Raw genomic sequence first — 16,337 nt, forward strand, 5'->3', positions numbered from 1 at the left:
ATCGAGGCGCGTTTCGACGCGGCGTTGCTACTCGGTGCGGGCGGCGACTTGGTGCCCGAAATCGAGGCGGCATTGGCGCAGTACCCGTTGCAGGAGCAGTTGTGGGGCCACCTGATGTTGGCTCTTTACCGGGCAGGCCGAACCGCTGACGCGGTGCGTGCCTTTGACCGGGCGTGCACCACTCTCGACCGAGAGATCGGAACGCGTCCCGGCGAAGGCTTGCAGACCCTCTTCCAGAAGATCACCGACGGGTCCGCTGACTTGCAGGTCGAGCGACCAGGTCGCGCAACGCAACCCAGGCCTGACTCGTCGGTCCCGCCACCCTTCGTCGGACGGGAAGCCGAGTTGAGCGCTGTGACAGAGGCCGTACGCAGAGCTGCTGACGGGGGCGGCGGACTCACCCTGGTGACCGGCGAAAGCGGTATCGGCAAGACGTCGTTGGCACAGATCGCTGCCAGTCGGGCGGACGCGGCCGGCGTTGATGTCGCCTGGGCCGGTCATCCGACCGGGATCAAGCTGCCGCAGCTGTGGACCTGGATCCAACTTCTGCGGCAGCTGGGCAGCGACCTCGGGGAGACAGGCCGCCGGTCGGTGCGGAACGCGGCGCCCGGCGTCGTTGACGCCCTGGTTCCCGAGTGGAACCAAATCGACAACGTCGCTTCGGCAAACCACGTCGCCACGACGGGCTTTGCCCTTATCGAAGGCATCGTCACGGCGCTGCGGGCGCTTTCCGAAATGCAACCCTTGCTGCTCGTCCTCGACGACTTGCAGGTAGCCGATTCCGCCTCCATAGACACGCTGGTCTTGCTGGCGACGGAGTTCCCCAGGGCACCGATCCACGTGATCGGCAACTGGACCTATTACGGCGTGGACCGGCCGATGCACCGGCATGCCTTCGAACGGCTGCTCCGGTCGAACGACACCGCGACAGTGCATCTTGGCGGCCTCGACCGCGACGCCGCCGCGCACCTGGTCGACGCGATCGCCGGCACGCCGACCGCAGAGGCGGTGTCTGATGAGGTGTGGCGCCAGGCCGGGGGCAACCCGTTCTACATCAAGGAGCTTGCCCGCGCCCTGGACAACGGCGATGCCGTTCACGGCGCCGAATCCGCGGCCAGCCTGTCCGAGGCAGTGGTCGGCGTGGTCGGCCGGCGGCTCGGGGTTCTCGACCGCCCCGGTCGACGGGTACTCGCGGCGGCGGCCGTGGTGGGGCCGGAATTCGATGTCGCGGACTTGGCCGACATCGTCGACCTTTCCATTTCGACTGTCCAGGCCCGCCTCCGGCCGGCTTACGAAACCGGCCTGCTCGACGAAGTACGTGAGCGGCCCGGTACGTACCGCTTCAGCCACGGCCTGGTCCGCGACGCACTGCTGACGCAGCTTGCCACGACCGACCGCACCACCGTGCACGCCGCGGTCGCCACCATCCGCGCCCCCGCGCTAGCGACCGCCGCCTACGAACGAGGCATCGCTGCGGCCGACCATGCATGGCGGGCGGGCGCAGAACTCAACCCGCATACCGCAGTTGAGATCCACGAAACCGTCATTCGACGGGCCCTGGCCCGCTCGGCATACGATGACATCGCGGGCGTGTCCGAACACGCGCTGCAGATCTGCAACAGGCTTCCGGCCAAACCCGAACAGCTCGAACGCGAGGCCACGCTGTGGCTGCACCTGGCCGGGGCCAAGGGCATTCTCGAGGGCCAAACCAGCAAGGCGGCGGCTCAGGCCGTGCAGCGTGCGTTCGACATCGGCCGTGAGGTCAAGGGCCGCAGTTTCTACGGAGCGATCGCCCTGCAGTGCTTGATGCTGTGCGGGCACGGACGCATCGACGAGGCGTATGTCATCGCCTCCGGTCTGCGCGAGGAATATGAAAAGTCCGGCGATCCCGACATCGGGATCGCCAACGACTTCGCGCACATCATGGTTTACTCCCTACGCGGCAACACCGAGGCTCTGATCGACACTGGCCACCACATGATGGATACATTTCCGCCACCTGAGACAGTCACCGATCCGCTTCACTTCTTTCACCCACGCGTGTACTGCTGGATGGCCTTAGCAGAAGCACTGCGCGGTGACACCGACGCTATGCGCGAATACGCCAGCCTTGCACAGGAACTCGCGCAGAGCCGAGGCGACGTGTTCAACATCCTCGCCGCGAAACTCACGCTCGTCGAATGCGCCGCGATCCTCGGCACCGTGGAGGGCACTGCGGAGCTCGCCGATTTCGTCGACCGTGAATTCTGCGCCGCCGGCGGCCAGCAGTGGGGGGCGGCGGCCAGGATCATCAGCGTGTGGGCGCAGACACTTGACGGTGCGGACGCCGACACGGCCGTCGCGTTCGAGGCGTTCGATGTGCTCACCAGTGACGGGTCCACCGCGATGACCCCGCTGTTCCTGGCACTGCTGGCCGACATCGAAGTTCACCATGACCGCCTCGACAGCGCGCGCGAACTGCTGCACCGGGCCAGCAGCTTGGCGGACGCCACCGGCGAACACGCCTCCGATCGGCTCATCGCTGAGCGGATAGCCGCGTTGTCGGCGCCGATCGACCGGACCGCGTGACGTTCGGCTACTTCGCCTTGGAGTCGGGCAACGCCGCGCGCCACTGCTTCCACACTGCACGATCAGTCATCAGATCCAGCAGACTGCCGAATCCGCTGGGATATATCAGCGCCACCAGCCACTTGCGGGAATCACCGTGGCTGACTTCGAATCCACCGCGATAGAACTGCCGCAGCCATTTGATGTTGAGTTGGTCGCGGCGGAAGTCGAAGACCATCACCGGCTCTCCGGACGACAGTTTTGCCTTGTAGTCGGTGAGTCCCAGCTCCTCGTCGACCCACTTGGAGTATTCGGAAGCTGTGCAGCGCAAGTTTGTGTCAGTCAGTTCCAGCTCTACGTTGACCCACCAGGAATTCGCCTTACTCATCAGCAGATAGGCCTTGGTTTTCGGTGGCGCACTTGACATTTCGTTCTTGTCCCCTGAGTCATCAAACGGTGATGTTGATGGTCTTGTCGATGGTCTCCAGGGCGTCGAACAGCGGCTCTGGCTTTCGTTGCTGGTCGCGTTCAGCTGCAGTCCGCACCCTGCGCCTCCGGACCGGCGTAGACCAGTGCGCCGTAGGCATAGTCAGGCGTATCGTCACCTGCGCTCTGCCAGCCGTCAGGTAGCTGCACGTCGATCTGGGGGGCGCCAGGATCGCCCTTGTGGACCGGAGTTTCGGTGATGTGCCGATGCCGTATGAAGTCGGCGAGCACGGGCCTGCGCGACTTTTGCATCGTGTCCCCTCATCGACGGGCAGTGGACGCCTGTCGCGTCCGCTGCGTCAACGTAGAGACAGCAGTTTGGAATTTGATTGAAACGGGTCGCGTCGCGGATTGGAAAGGCTTATCGAAGTAACCCGGCGAGCAACCGCTGGCTCAAAGGAGGTGTGGGCGCGGCCGCCGCCGCGGCAAGCATATCGGCGATGGAGGTGAACTTGTCGCGCGGACGCTCCCCGTCACCGCGGGCAATCTCGGCGGCGTCGATCGCCTTCCACCCCGCGCCGTCGATCATGTCGGGCCGCCGGCTGCGCACCAGCTTGTCCAGAGTGGCGGATTTGGCGACCGGATCGCGTAGCAGGCCGGTGTTGTAGTCGGCGACCAGGGTGTGCACGGTCTGCGCCGCGCACGACTTGTTGGTGCCGATGAACCCGGTCGGCCCGCGCTTGATCCAGCCCGCCACGTAGCTGCCGCGAACCGGATCACCGGTGCGCGGGTCCACGACGCGACCGCCGTCGTTGGGCACCACGGCCGCGCCTTCGTCGAATGGCAGGCCGCGAATCGGCCTGCCACGGTATCCAATTGACGTCAGCACCAGCCCCGCTGAGAACCGCCGCACCTCGTCGGTGCCGGTCACGGTGAACTCCATCGCCTCCGTGCGGGCCTCGCCGACGACTCGGCTCGGCGTGAGTTGGTACGCGAGACGGATGCGCGGCCTCTTGATCGGTGCCGAAGCATCGCCGAGCTTGCTCAAGATCTCCAACTTGTTGCGTGTCAACGCATCCGAGGTCTGCGCGAGATCGCGGAGCACCAAGTCGTGGTCGGCCGTGTCGAGCACCACCTCGCATGTCGACGTCAGACCGATCAGCTCCGGCAGCGTAAACGCCGAGGCGGCAGGGCCGCGCCGGGCGGCAATGACCACCTCTTGCACGCGCGAGGCGCGCAGTGCGGCCAGCGCGTGGCCGGAGATGTCAGTGCTGGCCAGTGTGTCGGGATCAGTCGTGAGAATGCGTGCGACGTCGAATGCCACGTTGCCGTTGCCGACGATCACCACCCGTTCGTGGCCCAAATCGACTGGCAGATCGGTGTATTCAGGGTGACCGTTGATCCACGCGACCATCTCGGTGGCGGTCCCGACGCCCGGCAGACCTATGCCCTCCACGTCGAGACGGCGGTCGTTGGGCGCGCCGACGGCATAGATCACGGCGTGATGGTGCTCGAGCAGCTCGTCGTGCGTCAGGTCCGATGCCACCTCGACGTTGAGATAGAACCGAAACCCGCGCCGCCTGGCGATCTTGTCGAACAGCTTCGTCACCCGCTTTGTGCTCTGGTGATCGGGCGCCACTCCGGCGCGCACGAGGCCGTACGGGGTTGGCAGCCGTTCGAAAACGTTGACCCGCACGCCCTGCTGGGTAAGCAGTTCGTCGGCGGCATACATGGCGGCGGGTCCGGACCCGACGATCGCGACCGTCAGCGGCGCGCCCGCGCGGGCCTCGACGAACGGTGCCTCGATCACCGGCGCTAGCTTGGACGTCGGCGGGAGCTTGGTTTCGCGCTTCGGATAGAACGCGGCGTTCAGCTCGATGAACGGCAGCTGCGTGGGCTCCAGCTTGGTATCGGGTGCGATCGCCCCGACGGGGCACGCGCTGACGCAGGCACCGCAGTCCACGCATGCCACCGGATCGACGTAGAGCATTTCGGCGGTGGCGAAGCCTGGCTCGTCCGGTGACGGATGAATGCAATTCACCGGGCAGGCGTAGACACAGGACCCGTCGCTACAGCACGACTGGGTAATCACGTGGGGCACTGTCGTGCGTCCTTATCTCACGCGGCGGCGACCACGTGTTGTCGCTGCGGCTCACTGCGGTAGCGGCTCGGCCGGCCGTCGATCTTGCAGATCCGCCACACGAGCTTGGCAATCGGATTGATCAGGCCCGTATCGCGGCACAGCATCCGGACGTCGCCGAACATGTCGCGCAGCATCTGCCGGGACTCCGGCGAGCGGAAGAACACCTCTTTGCGCACCGAGCGCGGGATGTCGAATTCCTTCCAGAACGCCCTCGGCGGAACGATGATGGCGGAACACAGGATCCGCATCACCAGCGGCACGTAGATCGACAGCCAGAATCGCTTGCGCCGCGGCAATTGTGGGATTCGCTTGCGCAGGTACTCATGCGCGAACGAGATGTGACGGGCCTCCTCGGCCACGTGGATGGCCATCACCCGCTCCATGATCGGATGCAGCGACTTGCCTTCGCGCAGCACGTTTTTCTGCGTGTGGTCGATGGGCTCCTCGCCGGCGAGGATCCCGAACCAGAACGGGATCGGCAGCGGCCCGGCCACCAGCGGGATCAAGGGCTGAACCCACTTCAGCATCCGCGGCATACCGGGGACGTCGGCGCCGATGCGGTTGACCATCTCCTGAAACATCATGGTGTGGTTGCACTCTTCGACCGCCTCGTGCAGGCAGTAGCGGTACTCGGGCGAGCCGTTGGGCGTCCAGAACGAGTACTCCATCAGGCCACGAATCAGGATCGACTCGAAGTGAAGACCGACCTTGGCGACATTGGCCTGGCGCCACATGCCGATCTCGATCTGACGATCGACCGACTGCGCCTGGTACCAGGGGTGGCGGCCCAGCGGATCGGTCGCGGGCAGGATCCAGCGAGCGTCGTTCGGTACGACCGCGAACTCCGGGGATTCCCAGTCGATGTCGGTGTAGGGATTGAAATTGCGCCGCACCGACCCCTCGGACAGTGTGGTGAGCATGTCTACGTACTCGGCGTCGTCGCTTACCTCCATGTTGCGACGCCACCGTCGGACCAGACGTGTGCGAGCCATTCGAAGCCTCCTATGAGGTTTACATTTGAGCCCTAATGTCCAACGACGGTACCGCAGGTATCGCATATTGAACAGCCCCCCTTTCTGGATGTGGCACGTCGACCCTGCACGTTCTGAGATCGAGGCGATCGCCGAACGTTCCGTACCGCTCGATATTTCGCCGATCTTTCGAGCGGTACGGAACGTTCGCCGCCAATCTTGACTCGCTTGCCGCCGCGTAGCGACGGCTCTCTAGGCTTGGGGCATGGCTGAACTGACGATTCCCGCCGACCTCAAGCCCAAGGATGGACGTTTCGGTTGCGGACCGTCGAAGGTCAGGCCCGAACAACTGGAGGCCTTGGCCGCGGCGGGCGACCTGTTCGGAACCTCGCACCGGCAGGCGCCGGTCAAGAACCTCGTTGGCCGGGTTCGCGACGGGCTGCGCCAACTGTTCTCGCTGCCCGACGGCTACGAGGTGATCCTCGGCAACGGTGGGTCGACGGCCTTCTGGGACGCCGCCGCGTTCGGGCTGATCGACAAGCGCTCGCTGCACCTGACCTACGGCGAGTTCAGCTCGAAGTTCGCGTCGTGCGTGGTTAAGAACCCGTTCGTCGGCGACCCGATCATCGTCAAGGCGGACCCTGGCAGCGCGCCGAAGCCGCAGTCGGATCCATCGGTCGATCTGATCGCCTGGGCGCACAACGAGACGTCGACAGGCGTCGCGGTTCCGGTACAGCGTCCCGACGGCTCGGGTGACGCGTTGATCGCGATCGACGCGACATCGGCGGCCGGCGGCCTTCCCGTCGACATCGCCGACGTCGACGCCTACTACTTCGCGCCGCAGAAGAACTTCGCCGGCGACGGCGGGCTGTGGATCGCGATCCTGTCTCCCGCGGCGCTGGCCCGCATCGAGGCGATCGCCGCGTCCGGCCGCTGGGTGCCCGACTTCCTGTCACTGCCGATTGCGGTAGACAACAGCACGAAGAACCAGACCTACAACACTCCGGCGATCGGCACATTGATCCTGCTCGCCGAGCAGATCGGCTGGCTGCTTGGCAACGGCGGGCTGGACTGGGCCGTCAAACGCACAGCGGACTCGTCGCAGCGGCTGTACTCCTGGGCTGAAGCGTCGAGATTCGCCACGCCGTTCGTCACCGACCCGGACTTGCGGTCGCAGGTCGTCGGCACGGTCGACTTCTCCGACGACGTCGATGCGGCCGTGGTGGCCAAGGCGCTGCGGGCCAACGGCATCGTCGACACCGAGCCGTATCGCAAACTCGGCCGCAACCAGCTGCGGGTCGGCATGTTCCCCGCCGTGGAGCCCGACGACGTCAGCGCGCTCACCGCGTGCATCGACTGGGTTGTCGAACGGCTCTGACCTGCTGGGCGTGTCATCACGGTTACAGCCAGATAACGAAGTAGGGTCCTCCTAATCGGGCTTGTATTCGGCCCGGAGGAGGTCGATATGCGGGAACTCAAGCTCGTCGGGCTGGACGTCGACGGCAAACGGATCATCTGCGAGACCGACGACTCCGGCGAGAAGTTCATCCTGCGGTCCGATGACCGGTTGCGGGCCGCTGTGCGCGGCGACAAGACCGCCTCGAGTCCAACCCCCGTCGATGCCGAGGTTCCAAACGTGCTGCGTCCCAAGGAGATTCAAGCCAAGATCCGGGCCGGCGCGTCCGTCGAACAGGTCGCTACCGCGGCAGGGGTGGATATCGGCAGGGTCGAGCGGTTTGCCCATCCGGTGCTGCTGGAGCGTGCTCGTGCGGCGGAGTTGGCAACGGCGGCCCATCCTGTTCTGGCCGACGGGCCCGCGGTGCTGACGCTGTTGGAGACGGTGACTTCGGCTCTGGTGGCCCGCGGGCTGGACCCCGAGGCCACCAACTGGGACGCATGGCGCAACGAGGACGGCCGTTGGACGGTGCAGATGTCATGGAAAGCAGGCCTGTCCGACAACGCCGCGCACTTCCGGTTCACGCCCGGCGCGCACGGGGGCACCGTGACCGCCTTCGACGACGCAGCATGCGAACTGATCGATCCCGACTTCGCGCGCCCGCTGCGGCCCCTCGCTCCGGTGGCGCAGCTCGACTTCGAAGAACCGGAGCTGCCCATCGAAGCGCCCGAGCCGCCGCCTGCGCCCAAGCCTCGGGCCCGAAAAGGCAAGCCGGCCGTCCCCGCTTGGGAGGACGTCCTGCTAGGTGTGCGCTCCAGCGGCCAGCGCTGACTTCTTGACCTGGAGTCCGGTTGAGGTCGGAGCTTCGACCTCGTGAACTGCCTCGGGCCGATCGGCCTTGCCAGCAGCGATCCGTACACCGACGACGTGAGCGACCGGATACTCGACGGTGTCGCCGCGTGGGGTGACCTCGACACGATCGCGGAGCGGGTCGGCGAATACCGCGCGGCCGGTGCCGATCAGGTGGTGATACGGATCATGAGCGCCGATGACGCACAGGCGTGGCGGACCCGGCTCGCAGAGGCGCTCATCGACTGAGCCCGCCAAGGGCCATGGCTAGCAAGGCAATCCACGCGCCCGCCACGCCGACTCCGCAGCCCAGCATGAACCACCGCCACACCGGAAGCCTGCGCCATCCCCAGACCGTCGGCGCCAGTCCACCGACGGCCACCAGGTTCAGCCCGACGGCAAGCAGCGGATGCACGCGCGTCAGCCCGATGCTCAACACCACGACTGCGGCAGCGGTTACGGCGGCAACGAACCCCGCCACGGTCAAACCCAGTGCCCACGGAGTCGAGTCGTCGGTCACGGCGCGAGCCTAGCTCGTTCGTAGAACGCCAAGGCCGCGGCGGTGGCGACATTCAGCGAGTCGGTCCCCCGCGACATCGGGATCCGTACGCGCATATCGCTGGCCCGCATCGCATGCTCCGTCAGCCCCGGCCCTTCGGCGCCGACGAGAATGGCGACCTTCTGGTCGACCACCTCCTCCATCGCATGCGCAAGGGTGTGCGCGGCGGGATCCGGCGTCATCGCCAGTAGACGAAAGTCGTTGTCCCGCAGTAGTCGAAGGTCATGCGGCCAGGCCGCCGTCCATGCGTACGGCACAAGCAGCGCATGGCCCATCGAGACCCGGACGGCGCGTCGGTACAGGGGGTCGGCGCAGCCCATGCCGAACACCACCCCGTCCACTCCGAGGCCGGCGGCATTGCGGAAGATCGAGCCGAGGTTCTCGTGGTCGTTGACGCCCTCGAGCACCGCGACGGTTCTGGCGCCGTCAAGAACCTGCGCGACGGTCAGCTCCGGCGGCCGCGACGCCGAGGCGAGCACACCGCGGTTGAGGTGAAAGCCCACCACCTCGGCCATCACGTCGGCCTCGACGCGGTAGTACGGCGCCTCGACGCCGTGGAGGTCGCCGACCAGCTCACCGAGGCGCCGGTCGGTGCCCAGCATCGCCCGCGGGGTAAAGCGCGATGCCAGCATGCGCTGCACCACCAGCACACCCTCGGCGATCACCAGGCCCTTGCCGCTGGGCAGATCGGGCCTGCGGTCCACGCTGTTGAGATCGCGAAAGTCGTCGAGCCTCGGGTCGGCGGGGTCGGTGACATCGATTACGACTGCCAATCCCCCGCTCGCTTCGCTCGTGCCCGCCGGAGAGGCTACGCGCTTTCGTCGACCATGCCGGACATCAGATCGGCTGCCACCAACAAGGTCTTGCGTTCGTCGGGTCCCAGGTTGTCGAGCCGCCGCTTGAGCCACTCCTGGCTGGCACGTCGCTCCGCCTCGATCAGGTCGGTGCCTGCCGACGATACCGACACCAGCACCTGACGACCGTCAGCAGGATGGGCAGTGCGTGCGACGAAGCCGAGTTCAGCCAGCGAGGCGATGACACGGGTCATCGACGGCGGCCGCACCCGCTCACGCATGGCTAACGCGCCGGGCGTCATCGGGCCTTCCTTGGCAAGCGTCGACAGCGCCGACAGCTGCGACAGCGAAACGGGCGAATCCGGACGTCGAAAACGCAATTGACGTGCCAGCCGGATCACTGCCAGCGATAGATCGCTCGCCAGCCGGGCGTCGACGTCTTTCACAAGGCAAAGAGTACATAGCGGATCTCCGGAAAACGCGCTTAATCGGATACGTTTGAAAACGATGATTGCCGAACCGCCCGCACTTCCGGCCATCCTCCTCAAGCCGTGGCCCGTGATCGCCGTGATCGCCATGGGGTGGGCCGTCGCGGCGGTGCTCTCGTTCACTGTGCCCGCGCTGGAAGAGTGGCGGCCATACACGGTCGCCGGGCTCGGCGTAGGCCTGCTTGGCACGTCCATCTTTCTGTGGCAACGTCACGCCGTGCGCCGCGGGTCGCGCGGAGCGCAGAGCGGGCTCAGTTAGTTCATCAAGGGAGACGCCATGGCAGCGCCGCTGTTGCAGGCCGAGGTCGACATCAATGCACCGGTTGGCAAGGTTTGGGCACTGGTCTCCGATCTCAAGCGGATGCCGCAGTGGAGCCCGCAGTGCCGTCTGATGAAGTCGTTCGGCCCGCTGCGCCAGGGTGCAAGGACGTTCAACGTCAACCGTCGAAACAGTATGTTGTGGCCGACGACATCGACAGTGACCGAAGTCATTCCGGAAAAGAAGCTGGCGTTCCGGGTGCACCAGAACGGAACCGTCTGGAGCTACGAGCTTGAGCCAACCGACACCGGCACGCGGCTGGTGGAATCTCGGCATGCGGAGAACGGCGTCAGCGCGTTTTCCAACATGAGCGTGAACGCAATGATGGGCGGCGTGCCGAGCTTCGAGCGTGAACTCGTCGAGGGCATGAACAAAACACTCGCGCGCATCAAGGCGGCGGCGGAAGACTAGTCGGCGGGCTCCGCGAGGTCGAGCACGCCGTCGTCGTAGGGGTCGTAGAGCGGCGTCCCAGTGCCGGGCGGTTGTGGGGTGTCCGAGTGTGCGCCGCAGCCGTATTCAGCGTCGACCACATGACCGTCGGCGGCGTACTCGTTGGCGCATACGCCGAACGTCCGCCCCAATGCTCCGCCGAGCGGAAGATAGAAGCCACAGTCACGGCAGACGCGGCGGGTCGACCGGGCCATCGGCGAGCCTGGACCGTAATCACTGTCATGCCAGCGCTGCGCTGCCTCGCCGCGGCCCCAATCGCCGAGCACCTGACGGCGGCCCAGCCCCACCTCGAGGGTGACCTCGTCAATCTGCGGGTCACCAGTCGCCATGTAGCCGGGCACCAGCCGCGGGTCGTCGGCGGGCGGCGCGAGCAGATCGCCGGGGCTCAGATCGCCGGGCCGGACGCGCGCCTCCCACGGCACCCACTGCGGCGCCAGCAACGCCGTCGGTCCTGGCACCAGTACAACTTCGCTGATGGTGGCGTGGTCGGCGCCGGGGCAGGCGGCCACGACGACGGCCCACTGCCAGCCGCGGTATCCGGGCATATCGGCCAAGAACCGGTGCGTGGCAGCGGTCGGGTCCTCGAAGCTGGCGCCCAGATACTCCCCGACCGTGTTCTCGCCGCTGAACTCGACGATCGCGGCGCGCGCCTGCTCGACGGCGCCCAAAAGCACCGCCTCCAGGTCGGGGCGATCCGCGGTGTCCACGCTGTCCATCGACACCATTATTGCCTCACGGAGCGAAGGCCGAGCCACACCGGTCGCCTGCACGTCCGCTACCGCCGCGATGGGGGAGAATCGAGGGCGTGACCGGATCGCGGCGTGACCCTCGCTATTTTCCGCCGCGCCCACCCGCAGGCGACGAACATCCGGGCATGGCGAACTATCCCAGCGACGGCGCCGGCCACCGCAGGCAGCGGCGCTCGGCGCCGAGCGAGAACCGATGGTTGCCGCCGCTCGATGAGCGTCCGCAGTGGGAATACCGGTCCGACCCGCCGCCGAGTGCCGGTGCGGATGCGGGTCAAAAGGTCACGGTGACAAGGGCGGCCGCGCAGCGCAGCCGCGAGATGGGGTCGAAGATGTACGGCCTGGTGCACCGGGCCGCGACCGCCGACGGTGCCGACAAGTCCGGGCTCACGGCGCTGACGTGGCCAGTGGTCGCCAACTTCGCGGTCGACGCGGCGATGGCTGTCGCGCTGGCCAATACGCTGTTCTTCGCCGCGGCGTCCGGTGAGAGTAAGAGCAAGGTCGCGCTATACCTGCTGATCACCATCGCGCCGTTCGCCGTCATCGCGCCGCTGATCGGGCCCGCGCTGGACCGGCTTCAGCATGGCCGCCGCGTCGCGCTGGCCACCTCCTTCATGTTGCGAACAGGGCTGGCGGTAGTGCTTATTGCCAACTACGACGGGGCAACCGGCAGCTTCCCGTCCTGGGTGCTCTACCCGTGTGCGCTCGGAATGATGGTGTTGTCCAAGTCATTTAGCGTGCTGCGCAGCGCGGTGACACCGCGGGTGTTGCCGCCGACGATCGATCTGGTGCGGGTGAACTCGCGGCTGACGACGTTCGGCCTGCTCGGCGGAACGATGGTCGGCGGGGCGATCGCGGCGGGCGCCGAGTGGGCGTTCGGACTGTTCCACCTGCCCGGTGCGCTGTACGTCATCGTCGCGGTCTCGGTCGCCGGAGCGGCGCTGTCGATGCACATCCCGAAGTGGGTGGAGGTGACGGCGGGCGAGGTGCCCGCGACGCTGACCTACCACGGCCGCAGCGGCGAGTTGCGCCGCCATCCTGATCAGCACAAGACGTCCGCGGCTGCGCGACAGCCCTTGGGCCGCAACATCATTACGTCGCTGTGGGGCAATTGCACGATCAAGATGATGGTGGGCTTCCTGTTCCTCTACCCCGCGTTCGTGGCGAAGTCGCACGACGCCGGCGGTTGGGAGCAGCTGCGGATTCTCGGGGTGATCGGCGCCGCGGCGGCGATCGGCAATTTCGCGGGCAACTTCACCGCGGCGCGGCTGAAGCTGGGGTTCCCGGCGCTGCTTGTGGTGCGGTGCACGGTCGCGGTCACCGCGGGCGCGCTGGCCGCAGCGCTGACCGGCAAATTGATGGTGGCAGCGCTTGCGACTCTGGTCACCTCCGCGGCGGCCGCGATCGCCAAGGCGTCGCTGGATGCGTCGCTGCAGGACGACCTTCCGGAGAAGTCGCGTGCGTCGGCGTTCGGACGTTCGGAGTCGTTGCTGCAGTTGGCGTGGGTCGCGGGCGGCGCCATGGGGGTGCTGGTCTACACCGAATTGTGGGTGGGCTTCACTGCGATCACCGCATTGCTGATCCCCGGGTTGGCTCAGACGGTGGTGAGCTACTTCGGCGAGTCACTGATTCCCGGCTTCGGTGGCAACCGTCCGGTGTTCGCCGAACAGGAAGGCGGCAGGGCTGATGCCGCGGCGGTGGCGCCGGAGTGAAACGCATCCTCGCCGCATTGGCGGTCGTGGTCGTCGTCGCATCTGCGGCTACCGGCGTCCTGATCTGGCGGCTCACCCGCGCGGCGTCGCCCCAGCATCCGGAGATCAGCGCGTACTCCCACGGACAGCTGACGCGGGTAGGACCGTATCGCTATTGCGAGGTGCTGGACCTCAACAACTGCCAAACGCCGGAAACCGTAGGGGAATTGGCCGTCGACGCCCGCTTCCCCGTGCAGTTGTCCGTGCCGCCGGCGATAGCGCGCGCACCGTGGGTGCTGCTGCGGGCATACCAGGATTCCGATGCGCCCGTGGTCGAGGAGTTTCGGCCGGGGACTCGGCTCGCGGTCACCATCCCGACCGTCGACCCGCACCACGGCAAGCTGACCGGCGTCGTCGTGCAACTGCCGACACTGGTACGTGACGAGGCCGGCAACGAGTTTCCGTTGCCGCACGCTGAGTGGTCGGTGCGGACCGTGTGGCCCTAGTCGGCTCCATGCCCGTCAGGCACGCGTTCGCCTTCACGCGTCGGCCCCGGAGGCGTGCCCTCACCAAAGGTCCTGCCGCCCAATTCTTCTCGGCCATGCGGCGTGTGCCAATCGGACAGGTCCGGACCCTTCGGCACGATCTGGGTGGGATTGATGTCCTTGTGCACGATGTAGTAGTGCTGCTTGATCTGCACGAAGTCGATCGTGTCGCCGAACCCTGGCGTCTGGAACAGATCCCGTGCATAGGCCCACAGCGCCGGCATCTCGCACAGCTTGCGCCGGTTGCATTTGAAGTGGCCGTGGTAGACGGGGTCGAAGCGGGCCAGCGTGGTGAACAGCCGGACGTCGGCCTCGGTGATGGTGTCGCCGACGAGATAACGCTGGCTCGTCAACCGTTCTTCGAGCCAGTCCAGCGCCGTGAACAACCGATCGTAGGCCTTGTCGTAAGCCTCTTGTGAACCGGCGAAGCCGCATCGGTAGACGCCGTTGTTGACCTCGGTATAGATGCGCTGGGCCACCTCGTCGATCTCGTCGCGCAACGGCTCGGGGTACAACTGCGGGGCGCCCTCGCGGTGGAACTTGGCCCACTCGGTGGAGAAGTCGAGCGTGATCTGGGCGAAGTCGTTGGTCACGACCTCGCCCGTCGGCACGTCGACGATCGCGGGCACGGTGATGCCCTTCTCGTAGTCGGGGAAGCGCTTGAGGTACGCGTCCTTGAGGCGAGGGATCGTCAGCACAGGGTCGACTCCGCCGGGGTCCAAGTCGAACGTCCAGCTGTCTTCATCGTGCGTCGGACCGCAAAAACCAATGGACAGAACGTCTTCCAAGCCCAGGAGCCGACGCACGATGATCGTGCGGTTGGCCCACGGGCAGGCCCGCGCGACGATCAGCCGGTAGCGGTCGGGTTCGACGGGGTAGCCGTCGCTCCCGTCGGCCGTGATGCGCGTGGTGATGTAGTTGGTGTCGCGGTTGAACTCGCCACCGCCGGCGACATAGGGCATACCACCAGAATGCCCCCGCCGAACGTTCCTTACCGCTCGATATTTCGTCGATTTTTCGAGTGGTACGGAACGTTCGCGCGTGCAGAAACTAGGCGTCGAGCTCGCTCGCGACGGCCCGCACCACTTCCGACACCCGGCGGGCGACCTTGCGATCGGGGTAGCGGCCCTTGCGTAGCTCAGGCTGCACTGCACTTTCCAGCAGCGTGATCATGTCCTCGACCATGCCGTGCAGCTCATCGGGACTGTGCTTGTGCTCGGCCGCCGCTGCTTCGCGACGAGTCCGCGTCAGGCTCGGCGGCGGGTCGATGATCTTCAAGCTCAACGCCTGCGGCCCGCGACGGCCTGCGGCCACGCCGAATTCGACACGCTGCCCAGCCTTGAGACCCTCGACGCCGGCAGGCAACGCCGAGGACCGGACGTAGACGTCCTCGCCTTCCTCCTGCGACAAAAAGCCGAAGCCCTTTTCGGCGTCGTACCACTTAACCCGGCCGGTCGGCACTGGTCTCACCCGCTTGTCTTCTACGAACAGTTACATAAGGAAAGCGTCCCGCCTGCGCTGGGACGCGATGCTGCAGATCCTACTCGGACGCCGCCCCCGCTATCACCCTGTTAACTCGGTACGCTTGAACGACCGCTGGAGGAGAGATGCGACTGATACTGAATGTCATCTGGTTGATCTTCGGCGGCCTGTGGCTGGCGTTGGGTTACCTGCTGGCTGCCCTCATCTGTTTCGTCCTCATCATCACGATTCCGTTCGGGTTCGCCGCGTTGCGTATCGCCTCCTACGCACTGTGGCCGTTCGGCCGCACCATCGTCGAGAAGCCGGGCCCGCGCCCCGGCGCGCTGATCGGCAACGTCATCTGGATCATTCTGTTCGGCATTTGGCTGGCGATCGGCCACGTCATCACCGCCGTCGCGATGGCCATCACCATCATCGGCATCCCGCTGGCGCTGGCCAACCTCAAACTCATCCCGGTCTCGCTGGTGCCGCTGGGCAAGGAGATCGTGCCCACAGACCAGGCGCGTTCATTGAATACGCGAGCTGCCGCGTGACCGTCATCGCTCTGGGCGTGCCATCACTGGGACCGACCGAGCCGGCACCGGCAAGCGGCCCGATGATCGATACCTTCGGCCGGGTCGCCACCGACCTTCGGGTATCGCTGACCGACCGGTGCAATCTGCGCTGTACATATTGCATGCCCGCCGACGGGCTGGACTGGTTGCCAGGCGAGCAGCTGCTGCAGCCCGACGAACTGATCCGGCTGCTGCGCATAGCCGTCACCCGGCTCGGCATCACCAGCGTGCGCTTCACCGGCGGTGAGCCGCTGGTGGCCAAGAATCTCGAGGGCATCGTCGCGGCCACCGCGGCATTAACACCCCGCCCGGAAATCACGTTGACCACCAACGGGATTGGGCTCGACAAGCGCGCCGACCGCCTGAAGCGATCCGGA

At 66.2% G+C, this 16,337-nt stretch carries 20 protein-coding genes; 10 read left to right on the forward strand and 10 right to left on the reverse strand.

Translation table 11 applies throughout. From position 1 onward, the window contains the following. Nucleotides 1-2,568, forward strand: a 2,568-nt coding sequence (locus VJV41_RS11515; RefSeq protein WP_325333745.1) for an ATP-binding protein, incomplete at its 5' end; no start/stop codon positions are given. A 7-nt stretch (nucleotides 2,569-2,575) separates the two neighbouring features. Here VJV41_RS11515 and VJV41_RS11520 read toward each other — a convergent pair. The 4 genes from VJV41_RS11520 to VJV41_RS11535 form a co-directional block, all read right to left on the reverse strand. After that, on the reverse strand, nucleotides 2,576-2,974 hold the full coding sequence (locus VJV41_RS11520) for a hypothetical protein (RefSeq protein ID WP_325333746.1): 399 nt from the start codon (nucleotides 2,972-2,974) through the stop codon (nucleotides 2,576-2,578). Between the two features lie 101 nt (nucleotides 2,975-3,075). Further along, nucleotides 3,076-3,285, reverse strand: a complete 210-nt coding sequence (locus VJV41_RS11525; RefSeq protein ID WP_325333747.1) for an LpqN/LpqT family lipoprotein — start codon at nucleotides 3,283-3,285, stop codon at nucleotides 3,076-3,078. A gap of 109 nt (nucleotides 3,286-3,394) precedes the next feature. Then, nucleotides 3,395-5,074 (reverse strand): FAD-dependent oxidoreductase, encoded by a 1,680-nt coding sequence (locus VJV41_RS11530; protein ID WP_325333749.1) that lies wholly within the window; start codon nucleotides 5,072-5,074, stop codon nucleotides 3,395-3,397. A 17-nt stretch (nucleotides 5,075-5,091) separates the two neighbouring features. Beyond that, complete coding sequence (locus tag VJV41_RS11535; RefSeq protein WP_325333751.1) at nucleotides 5,092-6,108, reverse strand: diiron oxygenase; 1,017 nt, start codon at nucleotides 6,106-6,108, stop codon at nucleotides 5,092-5,094. Between the two features lie 244 nt (nucleotides 6,109-6,352). Between VJV41_RS11535 and serC the strand changes: the two genes are divergently transcribed. The 3 genes from serC to VJV41_RS11550 all read left to right on the forward strand — a co-directional run bounded on the left by serC (nucleotide 6,353) and on the right by VJV41_RS11550 (nucleotide 8,581). Continuing rightward, nucleotides 6,353-7,465, forward strand: coding sequence for a phosphoserine transaminase (serC, locus tag VJV41_RS11540; protein ID WP_325333753.1), 1,113 nt, complete (start codon nucleotides 6,353-6,355; stop codon nucleotides 7,463-7,465). 87 nt (nucleotides 7,466-7,552) lie between these two features. Next, nucleotides 7,553-8,314: a septation protein SepH gene (sepH, locus tag VJV41_RS11545; protein ID WP_325333755.1), complete on the forward strand. Its 762-nt coding sequence runs from the start codon at nucleotides 7,553-7,555 to the stop codon at nucleotides 8,312-8,314. Nucleotides 8,315-8,356: 42 nt separating this feature from the next. Next, a complete protein-coding gene (locus VJV41_RS11550) occupies nucleotides 8,357-8,581 on the forward strand; it encodes a hypothetical protein (protein WP_325333758.1) in 225 nt (74 codons plus the stop codon). On the opposite strand, the gene VJV41_RS11555 is transcribed toward VJV41_RS11550, so the two are convergent. From VJV41_RS11555 to VJV41_RS11565, 3 genes are read right to left on the reverse strand one after another with little or no spacing between them, the layout of a single operon-like run. Beyond that, nucleotides 8,571-8,852 carry a DUF2537 domain-containing protein gene (locus VJV41_RS11555; RefSeq protein ID WP_325333760.1) on the reverse strand — a complete coding sequence of 94 codons (282 nt, stop codon included), beginning with the start codon at nucleotides 8,850-8,852 and terminating at the stop codon, nucleotides 8,571-8,573. The genes VJV41_RS11550 and VJV41_RS11555 overlap by 11 nt on opposite strands. Further along, a complete protein-coding gene (locus VJV41_RS11560) occupies nucleotides 8,849-9,664 on the reverse strand; it encodes an RNA methyltransferase (protein WP_325333762.1) in 816 nt (271 codons plus the stop codon). Before VJV41_RS11560 ends, VJV41_RS11555 begins: the two co-directional genes overlap by 4 nt. Before the next feature lie 35 nt (nucleotides 9,665-9,699). Beyond that, nucleotides 9,700-10,131 (reverse strand): MarR family transcriptional regulator, encoded by a 432-nt coding sequence (locus VJV41_RS11565; RefSeq protein WP_325333764.1) that lies wholly within the window; start codon nucleotides 10,129-10,131, stop codon nucleotides 9,700-9,702. Nucleotides 10,132-10,192: 61 nt separating this feature from the next. Between VJV41_RS11565 and VJV41_RS11570 the strand changes: the two genes are divergently transcribed. After that, nucleotides 10,193-10,432 carry a DUF2530 domain-containing protein gene (locus VJV41_RS11570; protein ID WP_325333766.1) on the forward strand — a complete coding sequence of 80 codons (240 nt, stop codon included), beginning with the start codon at nucleotides 10,193-10,195 and terminating at the stop codon, nucleotides 10,430-10,432. A gap of 18 nt (nucleotides 10,433-10,450) precedes the next feature. Continuing rightward, nucleotides 10,451-10,903: an SRPBCC family protein gene (locus VJV41_RS11575; protein ID WP_325333768.1), complete on the forward strand. Its 453-nt coding sequence runs from the start codon at nucleotides 10,451-10,453 to the stop codon at nucleotides 10,901-10,903. Here the strand turns inward: VJV41_RS11575 and VJV41_RS11580 are convergent. After that, nucleotides 10,900-11,658, reverse strand: coding sequence for a DUF3027 domain-containing protein (locus VJV41_RS11580; protein ID WP_325333770.1), 759 nt, complete (start codon nucleotides 11,656-11,658; stop codon nucleotides 10,900-10,902). The two genes, VJV41_RS11575 and VJV41_RS11580, sit on opposite strands and share 4 nt — an antisense overlap. Nucleotides 11,659-11,816: 158 nt before the next feature. Between VJV41_RS11580 and VJV41_RS11585 the strand changes: the two genes are divergently transcribed. Both VJV41_RS11585 and VJV41_RS11590 read left to right on the forward strand, forming a co-directional pair. Next, nucleotides 11,817-13,400, forward strand: a complete 1,584-nt coding sequence (locus VJV41_RS11585) for an MFS transporter (RefSeq protein WP_325333780.1) — start codon at nucleotides 11,817-11,819, stop codon at nucleotides 13,398-13,400. Beyond that, nucleotides 13,397-13,885 carry a DUF2771 domain-containing protein gene (locus VJV41_RS11590; protein WP_325333772.1) on the forward strand — a complete coding sequence of 163 codons (489 nt, stop codon included), beginning with the start codon at nucleotides 13,397-13,399 and terminating at the stop codon, nucleotides 13,883-13,885. Before VJV41_RS11585 ends, VJV41_RS11590 begins: the two co-directional genes overlap by 4 nt. Here VJV41_RS11590 and VJV41_RS11595 read toward each other — a convergent pair. Beyond that, nucleotides 13,882-14,886: a glutathione S-transferase family protein gene (locus VJV41_RS11595; RefSeq protein ID WP_325333774.1), complete on the reverse strand. Its 1,005-nt coding sequence runs from the start codon at nucleotides 14,884-14,886 to the stop codon at nucleotides 13,882-13,884. The genes VJV41_RS11590 and VJV41_RS11595 overlap by 4 nt on opposite strands. Nucleotides 14,887-14,974: 88 nt before the next feature. Continuing rightward, nucleotides 14,975-15,385, reverse strand: a complete 411-nt coding sequence (locus VJV41_RS11600; protein WP_325333782.1) for a cold-shock protein — start codon at nucleotides 15,383-15,385, stop codon at nucleotides 14,975-14,977. Between the two features lie 146 nt (nucleotides 15,386-15,531). Between VJV41_RS11600 and VJV41_RS11605 the strand changes: the two genes are divergently transcribed. After that, nucleotides 15,532-15,939 carry a YccF domain-containing protein gene (locus VJV41_RS11605; RefSeq protein WP_325333776.1) on the forward strand — a complete coding sequence of 136 codons (408 nt, stop codon included), beginning with the start codon at nucleotides 15,532-15,534 and terminating at the stop codon, nucleotides 15,937-15,939. Beyond that, nucleotides 15,936-16,337 (forward strand): radical SAM protein (locus VJV41_RS11610; RefSeq protein WP_325333778.1); only part of this gene is annotated, 402 nt, incomplete at its 3' end. The genes VJV41_RS11605 and VJV41_RS11610, both read left to right, overlap by 4 nt.

This window comes from Mycobacterium sp., from assembly GCF_035274705.1.
Classification (GTDB): Bacteria; Actinomycetota; Actinomycetes; order Mycobacteriales; family Mycobacteriaceae; genus Mycobacterium.

What these genes read in the sequence shown, in the direction of transcription:
- VJV41_RS11520 (WP_325333746.1), bottom strand. Translation starts at nt 2,974, where the DNA reads ATGTCAAGTGCGCCACCGAAAACCAAGGCCTATCTGCTGATGAGTAAG.
- VJV41_RS11525 (WP_325333747.1), bottom strand. Translation starts at nt 3,285, where the DNA reads ATGCAAAAGTCGCGCAGGCCCGTGCTCGCCGACTTCATACGGCATCGG.
- VJV41_RS11535 (WP_325333751.1), bottom strand. Translation starts at nt 6,108, where the DNA reads ATGGCTCGCACACGTCTGGTCCGACGGTGGCGTCGCAACATGGAGGTA.
- serC (WP_325333753.1), top strand. Translation starts at nt 6,353, where the DNA reads ATGGCTGAACTGACGATTCCCGCCGACCTCAAGCCCAAGGATGGACGT.
- sepH (WP_325333755.1), top strand. Translation starts at nt 7,553, where the DNA reads ATGCGGGAACTCAAGCTCGTCGGGCTGGACGTCGACGGCAAACGGATC.
- VJV41_RS11570 (WP_325333766.1), top strand. Translation starts at nt 10,193, where the DNA reads ATGATTGCCGAACCGCCCGCACTTCCGGCCATCCTCCTCAAGCCGTGG.
- VJV41_RS11575 (WP_325333768.1), top strand. Translation starts at nt 10,451, where the DNA reads ATGGCAGCGCCGCTGTTGCAGGCCGAGGTCGACATCAATGCACCGGTT.
- VJV41_RS11580 (WP_325333770.1), bottom strand. Translation starts at nt 11,658, where the DNA reads ATGGACAGCGTGGACACCGCGGATCGCCCCGACCTGGAGGCGGTGCTT.
- VJV41_RS11585 (WP_325333780.1), top strand. Translation starts at nt 11,817, where the DNA reads ATGGCGAACTATCCCAGCGACGGCGCCGGCCACCGCAGGCAGCGGCGC.
- VJV41_RS11595 (WP_325333774.1), bottom strand. Translation starts at nt 14,886, where the DNA reads ATGCCCTATGTCGCCGGCGGTGGCGAGTTCAACCGCGACACCAACTAC.
- VJV41_RS11605 (WP_325333776.1), top strand. Translation starts at nt 15,532, where the DNA reads ATGCGACTGATACTGAATGTCATCTGGTTGATCTTCGGCGGCCTGTGG.